Source organism: Streptomyces avicenniae, from assembly GCF_000719135.1.
Classification (GTDB): Bacteria; Actinomycetota; Actinomycetes; order Streptomycetales; family Streptomycetaceae; genus Streptomyces; species Streptomyces avicenniae.
In genome coordinates, this window is sequence record NZ_JOEK01000012.1 from 19,464 (window position 1) to 37,047 (window position 17,584).

The following is a 17,584-nucleotide window of genomic DNA, read 5'->3' on the forward strand; positions in this document are numbered from 1 at the left end:
ATTCTTTGAATTCCCTGAGAATGTGTCGGACCGAAAATCCGCTTTCCGTATTCATCCTCTCGGCGGCGGCGCCCGTGGCGGGCACGGGGGCGCCCCGCCGACGGCCCACCGCACCGCCCCGGCCTCGCGTACTTCCCGCCCCGGCGCCTCAACTGTGCGGCAGGACCGGCGCGTTCACCTCGCCGCACGCCCGCGCGGCCGTAGGGGCGCGGAAGCGCGGGACGCGGCGCCCGGCCGAAAATCGCATTCTCTTTCGAGTAAATTCACGGGGATTGTCGTGCGGCGAAAGTATTTTCCCACCCTGTCGGGCCGCACCCGTTCCGGTCCACGCCCCCGCGGCGCTCAGGGGGCCAGGACGTCCAGTTCCCGCAGCGCGCCCTCGGTGATCTCCCGCATCAGCCGCTCCGCGCCCGCCGCGTCACCGGTCCTCACGGCCTCGGCCACCCGGACGTGCAGCGTGACGGCCGCCGGGTCGGGGTCGTCGAACATGACGCCGTGCCGCGTCCTGGCGGTCAGCACCTCGGCCACCACGCCGTCGAGGCGCGCGAACAGCTCGTTGCCCGACGCGCGCAGGACCGCCCGGTGGAACGCGATGTCGTGCGCCAGGTAGGCGTCGAGACGCCCGCCGCGCGAGGTCGCCACCATGTCCATGGCCCGCTCCGTGACCTCGGCGCACTGCCCGGGGTCCGCCGCCCGCGCGGCGAGCCCGGCGGCCACCGGCTCGACGGCCGAGCGCAGCGTCGTGAGCGAGCGCAGCTGGTGCGGCCGGTCCGCGCCCGCCATGCGCCAGCGGATGACCTGCGGGGCGAGGACGTCCCACTCCTCCCGGGGCAGCACCCGCACCCCGAGCCGCCGCCTGGACTCGACGAGGCGCAGGGACTCCAGCACCCGCACGGCCTCGCGGACCACCGTGCGCGACACGCCGAAGCGTTCCGCCAGCGCGTCGGTCCGCAGGACGGACCCCGGCGGGTGCTCGCCGCCGGTGAGGGCGGGGCCGAGCGTCGCGAGGAGCCTGGCGTGCAGTCCTGCTCGCTGCTGGTCCATGACCCTCCTGTCGGGATCGGGCGGTCATGGCCCATTATGTATGACGTATTCGCCGTGCTGACCGAAGACGTCGTACCCGACGGGGTGGCACGGACGGTCCCGCGGACGTGAGAGGAGACAGCGCGGTGAACGATGCGCACGGCGTCACGGTCGTCGTCATGGGGGTGTCGGGTTCCGGCAAGTCCACGGTCGGCGAGCTGCTGGCGCGGCGGCTCGGCGTCCCCTACGCGGACGCGGACGCCTTCCACTCCCCCGCCAACATCGCCAAGATGTCCGCCGGGACACCCCTCACCGACGACGACCGGTGGCCCTGGCTGGACGCCATCGGCGCCTGGGCCGCGGGGCACGCCGGGCGGGGCGGCGGCGTCGTCACCTGCTCGGCGCTCAAGCGCGCCTACCGCGACCGGCTGCGCGCCGCCGATCCTGGGCTGTTCTTCGTCCATCTCGACGGGTCACGCGAGCTGATCGGCTCCCGGATGGCCGCGCGCACGGGCCACTTCATGCCGGGCGCCCTGCTCGACTCGCAGTTCGCCGCGCTCGAACCGCTCCAGGACGACGAGCGGGGCGCGCGCGTGGGCGTCGGCGCGGACGCGGAGCACCTCGCGGACCTGGCCGCCGCGGCCGTCCGCCGCGGCGGGCCTCCCGCCTGACCCGGCGGCCGGTCAACTCCTCCTCGCGGCAGCCCCCTTGATCGACGGGCCGATCGGGCGCACCATCGGCGGGCACCTCCCGATGTCAACGCCAGGCGCCGCGCCGACCCGCGGCCGGCGCGCGCCGTGCCACGCGAGGAGTCCCCCCATGCCGCATCCCGACGACGCGATGGCGGTCACGACGGCCGCCGAGCCGATCACCTCCGCCGGTCACGGCCAACTGGCCGTCGCCGTCCTGGCGGGCATAGCCGTGCTCGTCCTGCTGATCACCCGCTGGAAACTGCACGCGTTCCTCTCCCTCACCCTCGGATCCCTGGTGCTCGGCGCCGCGGCGGGCGCGCCGCTCGACCGGGTCATCGACAGCTTCGGCGCCGGGCTCGGCAGCACGGTGGCGGGCGTCGGCGTCCTCATCGCGCTCGGCGCGATCCTCGGCAAGCTGCTGGCCGACTCGGGCGGCGCCGACCAGATCGTGGACACGGTCCTGGCGCGCGCGACCCCACGCCGCATGCCCTGGGCGATGCTGCTGATCGCGAGCATCATCGGCCTGCCGCTCTTCTTCGAGGTCGGGATCGTGCTGCTGATCCCGGTCGTCCTGCTGGTCGCGAAGCGCGGCGGCCACTCCCTCGTCCGCATCGGGCTCCCGGCGCTGTCGGGCCTGTCGGTGATGCACGGCCTGGTGCCGCCGCACCCGGGGCCGCTCGTCGCGATCGACGCGGTGGACGCGGACCTGGGCCTCACCCTGGCGCTCGGCGTGCTGGTGGCCGTGCCGACGGCCGTCGTCGCCGGTCCGGTGCTCGGCCGCTACGCGGCGCGCTGGGTGGACGTGACGCCGCCCGAGGGCCTGGTGCCCGAACGCCCCTCGGACGCGCTGGACCGGCGGCCCGGCTTCGGCGCCACCGTCGCGACCGTGCTGCTGCCCGTCGTCCTGATGCTGGCCAAGGCGCTGGTGGACATCGTGGTGGACGACCCGGACGACACCGTGCAGCGGGTGGCCGACATCGTCGGCGATCCGATGATCGCCCTGCTGGCGGCCGTGCTGCTCGGCCTGTTCACGCTCGGCGGCGCGGCCGGGCTGAACCGTGACGGGCTGGCCCGCACGGTGGAGCGCGCGCTGGGGCCGATCGCGGGCATCCTGCTGATCGTCGGCGCGGGCGGCGGCTTCAAGCAGGTCCTGATCGACGCCGGGGTCGGCGACATGATCCTGGAGATCTCCGAGGACTGGAACGTCTCGGCGCTGCTGCTCGGCTGGCTGATCGCGGTCGGCATCCGGCTGGCCACCGGGTCGGCGACGGTGGCGACCATCTCGGCCGCCGGACTGGTCGCGCCGCTGGCCGCCGACATGAGCGGCACGCACGTGGCGCTGCTGGTGCTGGCGATCGGGGCGGGCTCGCTGTTCCTGAGCCATGTGAACGACGCCGGGTTCTGGCTGGTCAAGGAGTACTTCGGCATGACGGTCGGCCAGACGCTGCGGACGTGGTCGCTGATGGAGACGGTCATCTCCGTGACGGCCCTGCTGTGGGTGCTGTTGCTGTCGTTGATCATCTGATCGGCAGCCCAACAGTCTTCCGTCATGATTTTGCGCGCTCAACAATGATTCTTGCGCGCACTCCATAGACTTCCCGCGCCAACACTTCTAGCCTCTGAAGCCGGGGCCCACCGGTTCCGGTCGGCGACCTCCCGGGCCGACCGGCCCCGGGGCCGGGCCCCGCCCGCGCCCCTGGCGGGCCGAGGCCACGCCGAGTCCCAGGCCCGCCAGGTCCGCCCGCGCACGCCGCCCCCGCGCGGCCCGTACGCCGCTCGCGCGCCGTCACGCTGTTGCCACCCTGTGTGATCAGTTCTACGGTCGTCTTGTCCGTTGATCGACAGGGCGCACCGGAAGAGGACCGCCGTGAGCCGAACCGTCATCCGGGGCGGGCTGGTCGTCACCGCCGCCGACGAACTGGCCGCCGACGTCCTGATCGAGGACGGACGCGTCGCCGCCCTCGCCGCCCGGGGCGGCGCCGAGGCCGCGAGCTGGACCGCCGGGACGGTCCTGGACGCCACCGGGCGCTACGTGCTCCCCGGCGGCGTGGACGTCCACACGCACATGGAGATGCCGTTCGGCGGCACCCGCGCCTCCGACACCTTCGCCTCCGGCACGGCCGCCGCCGCCTGGGGCGGCACCACGACGATCGTGGACTTCGCCGTCCAGGAGCGCGGCGGCACGCTGCGCGACGGGCTGGACGCCTGGCACGCGAAGGCCGCCGGGCAGTGCGCCGTGGACTACGGCTTCCACATGATCGTCTCCGACGTCCGCGACGACGTGCTGCGTGAGATGGCCGCGCTCACCGCCGAGGGCGTTCCCTCGTTCAAGCTATTCATGGCCTACCCCGGCGTGTTCTACAGCGACGACGGGCAGATCCTCCGCGCTATGCAGACTGCGGAGAGGTGCGGCGCGACGGTCATGGTGCACGCCGAGAACGGCATCGCCATCGACGTGCTCGCCGCGCAGGCCCTCGCCGCCGGGCGGCGCGACCCACGCCACCACGGCGAGGTGCGCCGGGCGCTGCTGGAGGCCGAGGCGACGCACCGGGCCGTCCAGCTGGCACGCGTCGCGGGCGGACCGCCGCTGTACGTCGTGCACGTCTCGGCGCGCGAGGCCGTCGCCGAGATCGCGCGGGCGCGCGACGAGGGCCTGCCGGTCTTCGCCGAGACCTGCCCGCAGTACCTCTTCCTCACCGACGAGCGGATGGCCGCCCCCGGCTTCGAGGGCGCCAAGTACGTGTGCAGCACGCCGCTGCGCTCCCGCGACCACCAGGACGCCCTGTGGCGCGGCCTGCGCACCGACGACCTCCAGGTCGTCTCGACCGACCACTGCCCGTTCTGCTTCGCGGGCCAGAAGGAGCTGGGGCGCGGCGACTTCACCCGCATCCCCAACGGCCTCCCCGGCGTCGAGCACCGCATGGACCTCCTGCACCAGGCCGTCGTGGAGGGCCGCCTCACCCGCCGTCGCTGGATCGAGCTGGCGTGCGCGGCGCCCGCGCGGATGTTCGGCCTCTACGGGCGCAAGGGCACGCTCGCCCCGGGCGCCGACGCCGACGTCGTCCTCTACGACCCGGGCGCCACGCAGACGCTGTCCGCCGCGACGCACCACATGGACGTGGACTACTCGGCGTACGAGGGGACGCGCGTCACCGGCCGGGTCGTCACCGTCCTGTCGCGCGGGGAGCCCGTCGTCCTCGACCGCCGCTTCGTCGGACGCGCCGGGCACGGCCGGTTCGTGCCGCGCGGGACCTGCCAGTCCGTGACCTGAACCGGGCCCCGCCGGGTCCGTGAACATGAGGGAGAAGCGCATGGAGTTCGGACTCGTCCTCCAGACCGACCCACCCGCCGCCGACGTCGTCGCGCTGATGCGGCGCGCCGAGGAGGCGGGCTTCCGACACGGCTGGACCTTCGACTCCGCCGTCCTGTGGCAGGAGCCGTTCGTCATCCACAGCCAGATCCTCGCCAGGACGGAACGGATGCGCGTCGGCCCGATGGTCACCCACCCCGGCACGCGCGCCCTGGAGGTGACGGCCTCCACCTTCGCGACGCTCAACGAGATGTTCGGGCCGCGCACGGTCTGCGGCATCGGGCGCGGCGACTCGGCGGTGCGCGTGACGGGCGGCGCGCCCTGCACGCTGGCCGCGCTCGGCGACGCCATCGACGTCATCCGCGACCTGGCCGAGGGACGCGAGGCGCTGGTGCGCGGCGTGCCGGTGCGGCTGCCGTGGGTGCGGGACGGCGCGCTGCCGGTGTGGATGGCGGCGTACGGGCCGAAGGCGCTCGCCCTCGCCGGGCAGCGGGCGGACGGCTTCATCCTCCAGCTCGCCGACCCGTTCCTCACCGAGTGGATGGTGCGGGCGTTCCGCGACGCGGCGCGCGCGGCGGGCCGCGACCCGGACGCGCTGACGATCTGCGTCGCGGCCCCCGCGTACGTCACGGCCGACGACTCCCCGGCCGCGCTCGCGCACGCGCGGGAGCAGTGCCGGTGGTTCGGCGGCATGGTCGGCAACCACGTCGCCGACCTGGTGCGCCGCTACGGCCCGGACTCCGGCCTCGTCCCCGGCGAGCTGACCGCCTACGTCGAGCGGCGCGCGGGCTACGACTACGCGCACCACGGGCGCTCGGGCCACCCCGACGCGGCCTTCGTGCCCGACGGGATCGTGGACCGCTTCTGCGTGCTCGGCCCGCCGGAGGCCCACGTCGCGCGCATGCGGCGGCTGCGCGACCTGGGCGTGGACCAGTTCGCGGTGTACGCGATGCACGACGCGAAGGAGGCGACGATCGACGCGTACGGCGCGCACGTCATCCCCGCGCTGGACGCCGGGCAGCTCTCGTCACGAGTCGTATGAAAAGCGTATGCTCCCGCGCATGTTCACCACCCGCCCCACCCTGCAAGGCACCTTCGGCATGGCCTCCAGCACGCACTGGCTCGCCTCCCAGTCCGCCATGGCCGAACTGGAGCGCGGCGGCAACGCGTTCGACGCGGCCGTCGCCGCCGCGTTCGTCCTCCATGTCGTCGAGCCGCACCTCAACGGCCCGGCGGGGGACGCGCCGATCATCCTCGCCCCGGCGGGCGGGCCGGTGCGCGTGCTGTGCGGGCAGGGCCCGGCCCCTGCCGGGGCCACGATCGGGCACTACCGGGGCCTCGGCCTCGACCTGGTGCCGGGCACGGGCCCGCTCGCGGCGGTGATCCCCGGCGCGTTCGACGCGTGGATGGTGCTGCTGCGCGACCACGGGACGCGGGAGCTGGCGGACGTCCTCGACTACGCGATCGGCTACGCGGAGCGCGGCCACCCCGTCGTGGAACGCGTCGGGCTGACCGTGGCAGCCGTCCAGGACCTGTTCACCACCGAGTGGACCTCGTCCGCCGAGGTCTACCTCACGGAAGGACGCCCCCCGGCGGGCGGCGAGATGCTGCGCAACCCTGTGCTCGCCGCGACCTGGCGGCGCCTCCTCGCGGAGGCAGGGGCGTCAGGCGGCGGCCGGGAGGCCACCATCGACGCGGCCCGCCGCATATGGCGCGAGGGCTTCATCGGCGAGGCGATCGCGGCCCACGCCGCCCGCCCCGCCATGGACTCCTCGGGCGAACGGCACGCGGGCGTCCTCACCGGCGACGACCTGGCGGGCTGGTCGGCCGCGTACGAGGAGCCGCTGACGTACGAGTGGCGCGGCTGGACGCTGGCCAAGGCCGGGCCATGGAGCCAGGGCCCCACGCTGCCGCAGCAGCTCGCCCTGCTCGACGGCGGCATCGACGCGGACACCTACGGCACCCCCGAGTACGTCCACACGCTCGTCGAGGGCAGCAAGCTCGCGATGGCCGACCGCGAGGCGTGGTACGGCGACACGGGCGACGTGCCCATGGACGACCTGCTCTCGCCCGCGTACAACGCCGCGCGGCGCGCCCTCGTCGGCGAGCGCGCCTCGCACGAGCTGCGGCCGGGCGGCCCGGGCGGGCGCACGCCCAGGCTCGCCGCGTGGGCCAGGGACGCCGGGACGGCCGCCGTGCCCGCGCAGGCGGCGGGCGCGGGCGAGCCGACGGTCGCGCACTCGGGCGAGACGCGCGGCGACACGTGCCACGTGGACGTCGTGGACCGCTGGGGCAACATGGTCAGCGCCACGCCCAGCGGCGGCTGGCTCCAGTCCAGCCCCGTCGTCCCCGGCCTCGGCTTCCCCCTCGGCACGCGCCTCCAGATGACCTGGCTCGAAGAGGGCCTGCCGTCGTCCCTCGTCCCCGGGCGGCGCCCCCGCACGACGCTGAGCCCGTCGCTCGCGCTGCGCGGCGGGGAGGCCGTGCTCGCGTTCGGCACACCGGGCGGCGACCAGCAGGACCAGTGGCAGACCCACTTCTTCCTGGCCGTGGCGCTGCGCCCCGAGGTCAGGGGCGGGCTCGACCTCCAGGGCGCCATCGACGCGCCGAACTGGCACCAGGACGCGTTCCCCAGCTCGTTCTACCCGCGCGGGACGGCGCTCGGCAGCGTCACCGTCGAGTCGCGGATCGGCGAGGAGACCATCGCCGACCTGCGCCGGCGCGGGCACGACGTGACGGTGGCGGGGCCCTGGACGGAGGGACGGCTGTGCGTCGTCGGGCGCGACCCGGAGACGGGCGTGCTGTCGTCGGCGGCGAACCCGCGCGGCATGCAGGGGTACGCCGTCGGCCGCTGACCCCGCCCACCCCGTGTTCGAATCGGATTCGAGCGGCGGGCAAAGCCGGACCAGACCTGTTGGAAAACCCGTTGTAGCCGCGGCGAAACACAATCGGTACCACGGCACCGATTCAGTTGCCGTATGGGCGATCTCCCCTTGGCGCGACGCGAGTACGCGGTACGGCTGGCCGACTTCACGGCAGGACTGCGGGCGGTGACGGACGTTCTCGATCCGTCGGCGGGCTGGTTCGCCGCCTTCGGGCGGCGGGCGGCCGTGGACCTCGGCGACTGGCTGGAGGGCCGCACCCTCCCGCCCTGGGACGCCGTCGCCGATCTCCTCCAGGACCTCGCCGTCCTGCGGGGGCCGCTGGAGTCGGAGCGGGCGGGCCGGGCGCTGCGCGGCCTGTACGAGGCGGCCGTCCGCGTCGAGGACGCGGCCCCGGACGGCCGCGAGGCCCTGGAGGAACGCGCGGCCGAGCTGGACCGCGCGGAGCGGCGCGTCCGTCTGCGGCAGCGGCAGCTGGCCGTCGCGGAGGAGGAGGCGCTGCGCGCCGGACACGCCGGGGACGCGGAGCGGTACGCGGCGCTGCGGCTGTGGTCGCAGGACGACGAGGAACGCGTCGTCGCACGCCGGGCCGAGGTGCGGGCGCGGCTGGCGGCGCTGGGCGGGCCCGCGGGAAGCACCGCGACCGGCACCGGCTTCCGTCCGCCGCTGCCCCTCCCCGCACCGGCGGACGCCCCCGAGCCCGCCCGCAAGGCGCGCCGCGCGCGGGGCGGGGCGCGGTTCGCCGGGGTCCAGCCGGAGCCCGGCGCGGCGGGCGCGGCGCCGACGCCCCCGCCGCCCGCGCGCGGCGCCCGCGCCATACCCGACCCGGCCCCGGCCCCCGCAGCCGCTCCCGTCGCGCCGGTCCAGGCCACGGGCGACGACACCCCCGCCGCGACCCCACTGCCCGGCGGCTCGCGCTTCGCGGGCGCGCTGCGCGAGTCGCGCGCGGAGCGGAAGGCCAGGGCCGAGCGGCTGACGGCGGAGGAACGGCGCGCGGCCCTCGCGGCGGCCGGGCAGCTGCACCGGCTGCGTGAGGACGGTCACAGCGGCGCGGCGCACGTCCTGCTGTCCGAGGCGGCGCAGGGGCCCGCCGGGCGACTGCCCGTCCTCGCGGCCGAGCTGGAACGGCTCGGGATGGCCTCGGACGTCGCGACGCTGCTGTGGGAGGCGGCCTCCCTCCCGCCGGGCCCGCTGGCCGCCGCCGCCGAGGCGCTGGCCGCCGCCGGGCGGGAGGCGGACTGCGGCCGGCTCCTGCGGCAGGGCGCCGCCAGGCCCGCGCCCGAGGCGGGGTCGATCGCGGCCGAGCTGTGGTCGGCGGGACGGGCGGGCGAGGCGGTGACGCTGCTGTCCGCGCTGGTGCGGGCGCGGCCCGCCGAGGAGGCGGCGCGGGCCGCCGAGGGCGCGCCCGACGTCGTCGTGCCGCTGCTGCTCGACGCGGCGCGCAGCGTCTCGCCGCACCACCACTACGCCGTGAACAGCGAGCTGCGGCGCGCGGGCGTCGCGTAGCGGTGGCCGGGTGCCACGGCGTGCGGCCGGTCGTGTTTCGATGGAGGCATGATCGATGAACAGCTGGTGGCGGACGTGGAGGAGGCCGTAAGGGCGGCGGCGGAGGCGGAGATCATGCCGCGCTGGCGGCGGCTCGCGGACGACGAGGTGATGACGAAGAGCGGGCCGCACGACCTGGTGACCGTCGCGGACCGGGCGGCCGAACAGCGGCTGACCCGTGACCTGACGGCCCTGCTGCCGGGGTCGGTGGTGGTCGGCGAGGAGTCCTTCGCGGACGACCCGTCGGTGTACGCCGCGCTGGCGGGGGACGCGCCGGTGTGGATCGTCGATCCGGTGGACGGGACACGGCAGTTCGTGCGCGGCGAGACGGGCTTCGGCACGCTCGTGGCGCTCGCGCTGCGGGGCGAGTTGCTGGCGTCGTGGACGCTGGCGCCCGCGCTGGGGCGGCTGGCGTACGCGCGGCGCGGCGAGGGCGCCTGGCTCGACGGGGAGCGGCTGACGGCGGGCTCACCCGCGGCGGGCAAGGTCCTGGACATCGCGTGTTCGCACCCCGACTTCACGACGCCCGAGCAGAAGCTGGCGCTGAGGGCGCTGTGGACGGACGGCCTCGCGCCCCGGGCGTGCGGGGCGGCGGGGCTTGAGTACCTGGCCGTGGCCTCGGGGGAGGTGGACGGGCTGGCGTTCTCGTGGGAGCTGGCCTGGGACCACGCGGCCGGGCTCCTGCTGGTCGCGGAGGCGGGCGGCGTGCACCGGACGCTGGACGGCGGGCCGTTCCGGCTGGCGGGCGGGAACGCGCTGCCGTTCGCCGTCGCCCGCGACGCGGCGACGCTCGACCGCCTCAGCGCCCTCCTCGGCACGGCCCCCGCCGCCGACCAACCGTCCCCCGCCTGACGGGCGGGGGCACGGCCCCCGCCCCCTACCGGCACCCGATGCGCGCGCGGTCGGCCTCCACGAGGGGGGTGATCAGCTCACGCACCAAGGCGGCGGACTCCTCGTCGTCCTCCGGGAAGAGGGTCTCCAGCGTGATCGCGTGCGTGCCGACATTCTCCTGGTACCCGGTCTCGGCACCCGTGTTGTCACACGTCCCCCTGGCAACCGCGGCATGCGGCCACACCACGGTCTCATATTCTCCGGGAATTTCCTCGCCGTCGCTCATTTCGTACTCGTGGGGGCCCAAGAGATAATTACTCGGGTCACTGTCATCAGCCGCACGGACTCTCACATAGAGGGCCACCTCCCCATCCACCGAGACCGCGCAGGAATACCACCAGACCGAACTGAATTCGTCCCCGGTGATCTCCAGAACCTCCCCCGGGGGAAGCAGATCACTGAACAGTTCCTGGTCAACGGGAAGTGAACACAAAGTCTCCGGGAGAGCATACTCACGCTCGGCCGAATCTGCTCCGGAAGAACAGGAAACACCGGAGAACACCACGAGGACGGCAGCGGAAACACCCGCCCACCTACCTTTTCGGAACGCTTTGACGAGCATACCGCCATCACCCATTCTTCATGGCATGTTCAGGAGAATACGGATATCGGTGGCGCCGACCGAGAAACCGGTCGCCGTCGCCCGTCTCACGGTGTCCGACCATGTGGACACATCGCCTCCAGGAAACTCCTGGGCAGATGCCGCCATCCGGAAAGTGGCGGCGGCGGCGTCTTCCGCCCTGCCGCTTCCGACATTCTGTTGCGAGTAGGCCTCATATGTGGTCGTTCCCGAAGTGTTCTGCTCCTCGGACCGAGAGTATTCAGCTATCAGGTCCTCTGCGACCCAACTCGCAACGGTCCCTCCATAGGGAATCAATCCCGCCGCGTCCCCGATGAGACGATTCGCCCATTCGGTACGCTGCGCCAGCGACGCGTTGAACTCCGCATCCGCCGCCAATCCTTGATCGAGAACAGCGTCAGCCCGCGCGGATCCCAGAATTCCGGCGATCTGCCCGTTCGCATGCGCCGAGTTCTCCACGTCATCGAGGGATCCGCCCGCTCCCAGGAGGGAATCCATCGCGACCGCCCCATAGGTTTCCTGACCGACGACGAGGCTGCCGTAGGCATCCGGGTCTCGTCCCAGCAGAAAGAGAAAGGCCCCCACATCTCTGTCGTCCAGCGTCGCTCGGTATTCGGGCAAGGGCGCGTTCTCCAGGTAAGCCATGGACGCCTGGATGTCCGGCATGTACTCCGCGCCGATGCGGCCCAGGCTGCCGGTGAGGGCCGCGTGGTGGTCCACGCGGGTCGTGCCGTCGGGGTCGAACTCGCCGCCGTAGTACGAGACGACGCGTTCGAACAGGTCGGTCCGCTCCGGGCTGCGTTCCGTCGGGGTCGTCGGGTCGTCCCAGGCATGGCCGAGGGTCGCCGCCTCCATCGCGTGGCCGAGGCTGGCGTACCCGGCGCCCTCCGTCGCCGCGGACGCGTGCGCGGCGGGCCAGTCGCGTTGCTCGACGAAGTACTCCCAGTTCCCGGTGTCGCCCAGGTACGTGAGCGCCGCGTCCGGGTTGTGGCCCAGGGCCTCCATCAGGCCGGTGGCCGGGTCGAGGCCGACGTCGGCCGGGTCCCCGCCGTAGACGAGGCGCACGGGGTACTCGCTGTTCCAGTGGCCCGTGCCGTTCTCCCCCTCCCAGCGGCGCAGTTCGTCCCCGTAGCGGATCAGGAGGTCGTCGTCCCATTCGCCGTGGTGCATGAGGCTGCTGATGACCTGGAAGCCGTGCGGGCTGTCGGGCAGCGCCGGGTCGAGCGGCTGGTCGCGCAGCGCCATCAGCTCCGCCTCCCAGGCGATCATCTCCCGGCTCTCGCTGTGCGTCGCGAGGCCGAGGACGGTGCCGAGGCCCGCCTGGATGGCGGCCATCTGGGCGTACTCGTCGTCGGGGACGCCCCCGGCAGAGGCCGCGCCGGTGAGCCCGGCCCAGAAGTCGGCGATGCCCTCGGCGCCGACGCCAGTGGCGAGGCGTTCGGCGAACGCCGGGTCGTCGCCGTGGCGGCGCAGCAGCTGGGCGATCCGCTCGCGCTCCTCCGCCGTGAGGTCGGCCGGGGGCCCGGAGAGCGCGCCGGTGAGCCATGCGGCGTCCTCGAACGCCTGGGCCGCCTCGTCGAGCGAGTCGTAGGTGACCCCGGCGAACGCGTCCGGGTCCGTGCCGCAGGCGTCGCGCAGGGCCTGGGCGATGACGTCGTCGGCCTCGTTCGCGCGGCGCACGACGGCGTCGATCTGCGCCTGGACCTCCTCAGCCCGCGCCCGTCCGGCCTCCCGCGCCGCCTCCTCCTGGACCGACACCTCGCCGCCGGGGGTCGCCAGCCCGAGCGGATTGACGTGCACCCCCTGCGAGGCCGCCGACTCCACGATGTCGCTGAGTTCGCCGTGCAGCGCCCTGAGCCGTGCGTGGGCGTCGCGCGCCAGTTCCCTGAGCGTCACGGCCTGCCGCTGCGCGGCCAGGAACTCCTCGTAGTACGTCTCGATGATCGGCAGCGTGACCGCCGCGTTCTGCCCCTCCCACACCGCGGAACGCGCCTGGCCGACCATGCTCTCCGCGGTCTCGCGCGACTCGTCCAGCCGCAGGACCCGCTCGTCCCACCCGTCGGTGACCTGCCCGAGCAGGTCGAGCCGCGCGTTGTACAGGCCCCGGAAGGTGATCTCCCCCGCCCCCATGCCGTGCTCCCCCCTCTTCTCCCTACAGCCCGGTGATGCCCGAGTTCAGGCGCAGTCCCTCGGCGATGGCCTCCTCCAGCTGGACGCCGACCCGCGCCGAGACGCCCAGGTGCTCGGCGACGCGCTGCAACCCGTCGCGCAGCGCGCGCTCCTGGGTCGTCCAGCGGTGGACCACGTCGGCGAGCGCCGCGCCCGTCGCGAAGCCGTCCGCCGCCAGGACGCGCCCCGCCGCGGCCGAGGAGTCCTCGGCCGCACCGCCCATGAGCAGCAGTTCCGCGGTCAGGTCGGCCGCCGCCGTGCCGATGCCCTCCAGCTCCGCGCTGTCCATGGCCTGGTCGCCGAAGTTCCTGGCCGGGTCCCGGTAGCCGTCGTCGGTCATGTCCGCCCCCTCCTGTCCGGCGCCGCCGACCCCCCGACGGCGCTCACAGTATGACGCACAGTCAGCAGAAGTGGCCTGATGTTGTCGAACCGTCACACGAACTCCGCCACGTGGCGGTGCGGCGGGGGCGGGGGACGGGGGGTGGGGAGCGCGGGGCAGGCGTATCCTCATGGGTCCTGTTCGCGGTGAGGGGAGCGTGGCGTGCCGACGATGCGTGACGTGGTCGTGGTGGGTGCCGGGCCGAACGGTCTCACCGCGGCGGTGGAGCTGGCACGGCGCGGGATGTCCGTGGAGCTGTTCGAGGCGCACGACACCGTGGGCGGCGGCGCCAGGACCGAGGAGCTGACGCTGCCGGGGTTCCGCCACGACCCCTGTTCCGCCGCGCACCCGATGGGCGCGGGCTCGCCCGCGTTCAACCGCATGCCGCTGGGCCGTTACGGTCTCGAGTGGCTGCACGCGGACCTCGCGATGGCGCACCCGTTCCCCGACGGCACGGCCGCGGTCCTGACGCGATCGGTCGGGGACACGGCGGCCTCGCTCGGGCCGCGTGACGCGGGCGCGTACCGGCGGCTGGTGGCGCCGTTCGCCGGGAAGTGGGACACGCTCGCCGAGGACTTCCTGCGCGTCCCGTGGGACGCCGTGCCGCGCGACCCGGTGACGCTCGCCAGGTTCGGTCTGATCGGCCTCCTGCCCGCCGCCGCGCTGGTCAGGCGCTTCCGTGACGACCGCGCGCGGGCGCTGTTCACCGGCCTCGCGGCGCACGCGATCGCCCCCACGGGCACCCCGCTCACGGGCGGCATGGCGACGGTCTTCGCCCTCGCGGCCCACGCGCACGGCTGGCCGGTGGCGCGCGGCGGCTCGCAGTCCATCTCCGACGCGCTGGCCGCGTACCTCCTGGACCTGGGCGGCACGGTCCACACCGGCGTCGAGGTGCGGCGGCTGGACGAGCTGCCGCCCGCCCGCGCGTACGTCTTCGACACCTCCCCGACCGCGCTGGCGCGCATCGCGGGCCTCGGCCACGCGTACGCGGGCTACCGGTACGGCCCCTCCGTCTTCAAGATCGACTACGCGCTGGACGGCCCCGTGCCGTGGACGGCGCCCGAGGCGCGGCGGGCCGCGACCGTGCACGTGGGCGCGTCGAGCGCGGAGATCGGCGCGGCGCTGCGTGCCGCCGCGACGACGGACCGGGCGCCCGAGCGGCCGTTCCTCATCACGACGCAGCCGTCCCTGGTCGATCCGGGCCGCGCCCCGGCGGGGAAGCACGTGTTCTGGGCGTACGGGCACGTGCCGGGCGGCTGGGAAGGCGACCTCACCGAGGCGATCGAGCGGCAGGTGGAGCGCTTCGCGCCGGGGTTCAGGGACCTGGTGCTGGCGCGCGCGGTGGCAGGCCCGGCCGAGTTGGCGAGGCGGAACGCGAACTACGTCGGCGGCGACATCGCGACCGGCGCGTTCCGGGGGCTCCAGACGATGTTCAGGCCGCGCGTGACGTTCAACCCGTACGCGACGCCGCATCCGGCCGTGTTCCTGTGCTCGTCGGCGTCGTGGCCCGGCCCGGGCGTGCACGGCATGTCGGGCCACAACGCGGCGAAGGCCGTCTGGCGCCGCCTCGGGCTGAGCAACCGGCGGCGCTGAGCGCGGCGGCCCGCCCGTGACCTGCGCACACCTGTCCGGATAAGGTCGGTCGCGCTGCAAACGCTTTCCCCACACGAACCGGACCACAGGGGCGACCATGACGGACACGGAGACCGGCGCCGTACGCGTGCTGATCGCGGCCGACAAGTTCAAGGGCTCGCTGACCGCCGCCGAGGTGGCCGCGCGCGTGACGGCCGGTGTCCTCGCCGCGCGCCCGGCCGCGACCGTGACGGCACTGCCCGTCGCGGACGGCGGCGACGGGACGGTGGCGGCGGCCGTGGCGGGCGGCTTCGAGGCGCGCGAGGCGGAGGTGACCGACCCGCTGGGGCTGCCGGTGCGCGCGACGTTCGCGCTGCGCGGTGACGTCGCGGTGGTCGAGATGGCGCAGGCGTCGGGCCTGGCGCTGCTGCCGCGCTACGCGCTCGCACCGATGACGGCGACGACGTACGGCACCGGCGAGCTGATCGCCGCCGCGCTGGACGCGGGGGCGCGCCGCATCGTCCTCGGTGTCGGCGGCTCGGCGACGACGGACGGCGGCGTCGGCATGCTGACGGCGCTCGGCGCCCGCTTCCTGGACGAGGACGGCGACCCGGTGCCGCACGGCGGCGGCCCGCTGCGCGAGCTGGTGACGGCCGACCTGTCCGGCCTCGACCCGCGCCTCGCGGACACGACGGTCGTGCTGGCCAGCGACGTGGACAACCCCCTGACGGGCCCGCAGGGCGCGGCGGCGGTCTACGGGCCGCAGAAGGGCGCCGATCCGGTGGAGGTGGAGCTGCTGGACTCGGCGCTCGGCACGCTCGTGAAGGTGCTGGAGCGCGCCGAGGGCCCGCGCGCCACCGAGTTGGCACGCTCCCCCGGCGCGGGCGCGGCGGGCGGCGTGGGCTACGGGGCGCTGATCGGTCTCGGCGCGTCGTTCCGGCCAGGCATCGAGGTGCTGCTCGACGTGCTGGGCTTCGAGGCCGCGCTGGCGCAGGCCGACGTCGTGATCACGGGCGAGGGGTCCCTCGACCGGCAGACGCTGCACGGCAAGGCCCCCGCCGGGGTCGCCGCCGCCGCGCGCGCGGCGGGCAGGCGCGTGCTGGCGGTGTGCGGGCGGCTCGCGCTCGACGACGCCGCCCTCGCGGGCGCGGGCATCGAGGCGGCCTACCCACTGACGGCCCTGGAGCCGGACACGGAGCGCTGCATGGTCGAGGCCGGGCCGCTGCTGGAGAAGGCCGCCCAACTGCTGGCCGCGGAACGGCTCTGACGGCGGCGGGACCGGGCCGACCGCCCGGCCTCCCGGTGATCCCCGCCACAATTCCGCCACCCATACCCCGGGCCCCCCGCACGCGCGGGGGGCCCGCCGTCATGTCAACGTGCCGTGCAACATCACTTCCTGACGCTCCCTCACGCGATCGCCCGCCCCGACGCGTCCGCCGCGCCTCCCGGGACGCGGCGGAACCCGCCGTCCGGCACACGTACAGTCTGCCGTTATGAAAATCATTAGCAATAAGGGCCGGGGGCTCGCCGCCCTGCTCGCCCTCGGGGGACTGGCCGGATGCGGCGGCGGTGGCGGCCCCGCCGCGCCGTCCACGGAGGAGGCGGCGGCCTCCGTCTCCAGCTGCGGCCTCGACCTGGAGGTGGGCGCTCCTCCCCGGCGCGCGATAGCGCTGGAGCAGAACGCGACCGAGATCATGCTCAGCCTCGGCCTGGCCGACCACATGATCGGCACCTCCTACCAGACCGACCCCGTCATGCCCTCCCTGGCGGACCAGTACGCGCAGGTCCCCGTGCTGGCGGCGCAGTACGCGAACCACGAGGCGACGCTCGCCGAGGAGCCCGACTTCCTCTACTCCACCCTGTCCTCCGCCTACGCCGACCAGGCGGCGGGCGGGCGCGCCGACTGGGCGGCGCTCGGCGTGCCCGCCTACCTCGGCGCGTTCGACTGCGAGGACCAGGACCTCGTGCCGGGCACGGTGGAGTTCGACACGCTCTTCGACGAGATCGAGGACGTGGCGGACGTCTTCGACGTCGAGGAGCGGGGCGCCCGCCTCGTGGACGGCCTGCGGCAGCGGCTCGACGACGCGGTGGCGGACGCCCCGCAGGACACCGGCGCGCGCCTGATGTGGTACTACTCCGGCACCTCGACGCCCTACATCGCCGGGCAGGGCGGCCTGCCCTCCACCGCGAGCCGACTCCTCGGCGTGGACAACGCGTTCGACGACGTACGGCAGAAGTGGCCGGAGGGCAGCTGGGAGGAGATCGCCGAGCGCGACCCCGACGTCATCGTCCTGGCCGACCTGACGCGCGGCGGCGACGGCGACAGCGCCGAGGCGAAGAAGCGCTTCCTGCGGACGAACCCGGTCACCTCGCAGCTCGGCGCCGTGCGCAACGACCGTTTCCTCGTGGTCCCCGGCTCCGCGATGGACCCCTCGGTCCGCAGCGTCGAGCTGGTGGAGGCCGTGAGCGAGGGGCTGCGGGAGCTGTACGGCTGACCCCCGCACGACCCGCGCCGCTCCCACCTCCCCCTGCCGCACGCCC

Annotated in this window: 14 protein-coding genes; 10 read left to right on the forward strand and 4 right to left on the reverse strand. The window is 74.5% G+C overall.

Annotated elements, in window-relative coordinates:
- Positions 1-342: 342 nt before the first annotated feature.
- On the reverse strand, positions 343-1,044 hold the full coding sequence (locus tag IF27_RS20410) for a FadR/GntR family transcriptional regulator (protein WP_052851132.1): 702 nt from the start codon (positions 1,042-1,044) through the stop codon (positions 343-345).
- A gap of 158 nt (positions 1,045-1,202) precedes the next feature.
- Here IF27_RS20410 and IF27_RS20415 point away from each other — a divergent pair, with 158 nt between their 5' ends.
- The 7 genes from IF27_RS20415 to IF27_RS20445 all read left to right on the forward strand — a co-directional run bounded on the left by IF27_RS20415 (position 1,203) and on the right by IF27_RS20445 (position 10,304).
- Positions 1,203-1,694, forward strand: a complete 492-nt coding sequence (locus tag IF27_RS20415; RefSeq protein ID WP_052851424.1) for a gluconokinase — start codon at positions 1,203-1,205, stop codon at positions 1,692-1,694.
- 148 nt (positions 1,695-1,842) lie between these two features.
- Positions 1,843-3,240: a GntT/GntP/DsdX family permease gene (locus IF27_RS20420; RefSeq protein ID WP_052851135.1), complete on the forward strand. Its 1,398-nt coding sequence runs from the start codon at positions 1,843-1,845 to the stop codon at positions 3,238-3,240.
- Positions 3,241-3,582: 342 nt separating this feature from the next.
- Positions 3,583-4,986: a dihydropyrimidinase gene (gene hydA, locus IF27_RS20425; RefSeq protein ID WP_052851137.1), complete on the forward strand. Its 1,404-nt coding sequence runs from the start codon at positions 3,583-3,585 to the stop codon at positions 4,984-4,986.
- A gap of 40 nt (positions 4,987-5,026) precedes the next feature.
- Entirely contained in the window at positions 5,027-6,067 is a 1,041-nt protein-coding gene (locus IF27_RS20430; RefSeq protein ID WP_052851138.1) for a TIGR03842 family LLM class F420-dependent oxidoreductase, read from the forward strand.
- A gap of 19 nt (positions 6,068-6,086) precedes the next feature.
- Positions 6,087-7,880, forward strand: coding sequence for a gamma-glutamyltransferase family protein (locus IF27_RS20435; protein ID WP_052851425.1), 1,794 nt, complete (start codon positions 6,087-6,089; stop codon positions 7,878-7,880).
- A 123-nt stretch (positions 7,881-8,003) separates the two neighbouring features.
- A complete protein-coding gene (locus IF27_RS20440; protein WP_052851139.1) occupies positions 8,004-9,413 on the forward strand; it encodes a hypothetical protein in 1,410 nt (469 codons plus the stop codon).
- Between the two features lie 48 nt (positions 9,414-9,461).
- Positions 9,462-10,304, forward strand: coding sequence for an inositol monophosphatase family protein (locus IF27_RS20445; RefSeq protein ID WP_052851140.1), 843 nt, complete (start codon positions 9,462-9,464; stop codon positions 10,302-10,304).
- Positions 10,305-10,329: 25 nt separating this feature from the next.
- Here the strand turns inward: IF27_RS20445 and IF27_RS20450 are convergent, their stop codons facing one another.
- Genes IF27_RS20450 through IF27_RS20460 form a run of 3 tightly spaced genes read right to left on the reverse strand, consistent with a single transcriptional unit; the run spans position 10,330 to position 13,432 of the window.
- Positions 10,330-10,905, reverse strand: coding sequence for a hypothetical protein (locus tag IF27_RS20450; protein WP_190233050.1), 576 nt, complete (start codon positions 10,903-10,905; stop codon positions 10,330-10,332).
- Positions 10,906-10,923: 18 nt separating this feature from the next.
- The gene (locus tag IF27_RS20455) at positions 10,924-13,053 is read right to left on the reverse strand and encodes a hypothetical protein (RefSeq protein WP_052851142.1); all 2,130 of its coding nucleotides are present in this window, start codon (positions 13,051-13,053) and stop codon (positions 10,924-10,926) included.
- A gap of 22 nt (positions 13,054-13,075) precedes the next feature.
- Complete coding sequence (locus IF27_RS20460) at positions 13,076-13,432, reverse strand: hypothetical protein (protein ID WP_052851143.1); 357 nt, start codon at positions 13,430-13,432, stop codon at positions 13,076-13,078.
- A gap of 210 nt (positions 13,433-13,642) precedes the next feature.
- On the opposite strand from IF27_RS20460, the gene IF27_RS20465 reads away from it, so the two are divergent.
- From IF27_RS20465 to IF27_RS20475, 3 genes are all read left to right on the forward strand, one after another.
- Positions 13,643-15,064, forward strand: a complete 1,422-nt coding sequence (locus tag IF27_RS20465) for a phytoene desaturase family protein (RefSeq protein ID WP_052851426.1) — start codon at positions 13,643-13,645, stop codon at positions 15,062-15,064.
- A gap of 97 nt (positions 15,065-15,161) precedes the next feature.
- Positions 15,162-16,310: a glycerate kinase gene (locus IF27_RS20470; RefSeq protein WP_052851144.1), complete on the forward strand. Its 1,149-nt coding sequence runs from the start codon at positions 15,162-15,164 to the stop codon at positions 16,308-16,310.
- A 226-nt stretch (positions 16,311-16,536) separates the two neighbouring features.
- A complete protein-coding gene (locus IF27_RS20475; RefSeq protein ID WP_052851145.1) occupies positions 16,537-17,538 on the forward strand; it encodes an ABC transporter substrate-binding protein in 1,002 nt (333 codons plus the stop codon).
- The last annotated feature ends 46 nt before the right edge of the window (positions 17,539-17,584 follow it).

What these genes read in the sequence shown, in the direction of transcription:
- IF27_RS20415 (WP_052851424.1), top strand. Translation starts at nt 1,203, where the DNA reads ATGGGGGTGTCGGGTTCCGGCAAGTCCACGGTCGGCGAGCTGCTGGCG.
- IF27_RS20445 (WP_052851140.1), top strand. Translation starts at nt 9,462, where the DNA reads ATGATCGATGAACAGCTGGTGGCGGACGTGGAGGAGGCCGTAAGGGCG.
- IF27_RS20435 (WP_052851425.1), top strand. Translation starts at nt 6,087, where the DNA reads ATGTTCACCACCCGCCCCACCCTGCAAGGCACCTTCGGCATGGCCTCC.
- IF27_RS20455 (WP_052851142.1), bottom strand. Translation starts at nt 13,053, where the DNA reads ATGGGGGCGGGGGAGATCACCTTCCGGGGCCTGTACAACGCGCGGCTC.
- IF27_RS20470 (WP_052851144.1), top strand. Translation starts at nt 15,162, where the DNA reads ATGACGGACACGGAGACCGGCGCCGTACGCGTGCTGATCGCGGCCGAC.
- IF27_RS20430 (WP_052851138.1), top strand. Translation starts at nt 5,027, where the DNA reads ATGGAGTTCGGACTCGTCCTCCAGACCGACCCACCCGCCGCCGACGTC.
- IF27_RS20420 (WP_052851135.1), top strand. Translation starts at nt 1,843, where the DNA reads ATGCCGCATCCCGACGACGCGATGGCGGTCACGACGGCCGCCGAGCCG.
- IF27_RS20460 (WP_052851143.1), bottom strand. Translation starts at nt 13,432, where the DNA reads ATGACCGACGACGGCTACCGGGACCCGGCCAGGAACTTCGGCGACCAG.
- IF27_RS20475 (WP_052851145.1), top strand. Translation starts at nt 16,537, where the DNA reads ATGAAAATCATTAGCAATAAGGGCCGGGGGCTCGCCGCCCTGCTCGCC.
- IF27_RS20410 (WP_052851132.1), bottom strand. Translation starts at nt 1,044, where the DNA reads ATGGACCAGCAGCGAGCAGGACTGCACGCCAGGCTCCTCGCGACGCTC.
- IF27_RS20450 (WP_190233050.1), bottom strand. Translation starts at nt 10,905, where the DNA reads ATGCTCGTCAAAGCGTTCCGAAAAGGTAGGTGGGCGGGTGTTTCCGCT.
- IF27_RS20465 (WP_052851426.1), top strand. Translation starts at nt 13,643, where the DNA reads ATGCGTGACGTGGTCGTGGTGGGTGCCGGGCCGAACGGTCTCACCGCG.
- IF27_RS20440 (WP_052851139.1), top strand. Translation starts at nt 8,004, where the DNA reads ATGGGCGATCTCCCCTTGGCGCGACGCGAGTACGCGGTACGGCTGGCC.